Source organism: Agrobacterium sp. MCAB5, from assembly GCF_052114365.1.
Lineage (GTDB): Bacteria > Pseudomonadota > Alphaproteobacteria > Rhizobiales > Rhizobiaceae > Agrobacterium > Agrobacterium tumefaciens.
On record NZ_JBFREP010000138.1, the window covers coordinates 1 to 608 of the forward strand.

Consider the following 608-nt stretch of genomic DNA (forward strand, 5'->3'; position numbering starts at 1 on the left):
CGGCAGCCCCAAACGGGCCGGTGCGGGTGGCAAAACGACCAACGTCCAGGCCCGGTTCGTTGTGAAGGGCGAATACCCTCTCGATCCCCCAGCGTGTCATCAAGCCGTCGTCGCACATCGCCTTCGCGCCGGCCTGTCCTTCCTCCGCTGGCTGGAAGATCAGAACGGCGGTGCCATCGAAGTTGCGTGTTTCTGCCAGCGCCTTTGCAGCACCCAGCAGCATCGCCGTGTGTCCGTCGTGCCCGCAAGCATGCATTCGGCCCGCCGTCGTAGAAGCGTAGGAAAGTCCTGTCGTTTCGTGAATAGGCAGCGCATCCATGTCGGCGCGTAGACCGACCACCCTGCCGGAAGAATGATTCCGGCCGTGGAGAACGCCAACAACGCCGCTCCTCCCAACCCCCTCGGTAACCTGATCGCAGCCAAAGGTGCGTAGCTTGTCGGCTACGAAGGATGCGGTGCGAGGGAGCTCGTAACCAAGCTCCGGGTTGGCATGCAGATCACGGCGCCAGGATATGATTTCGTCGTGCATGGATGCAGTCCCGTTTTATATCGACTGTCATTAAACGGCATGCTCCCGCCAAATGCAAAAATCTGCAACACCTCCGATG

The 608-nt window shown here is 60.5% G+C and carries 1 protein-coding gene; it reads right to left on the reverse strand.

Annotated elements, in window-relative coordinates:
• Positions 1-529: amidohydrolase (locus AB4Z23_RS27835; RefSeq protein ID WP_441361221.1), on the reverse strand; the 529-nt coding region annotated here is incomplete at its 3' end.
• Positions 530-608: the final 79 nt, after the last annotated feature.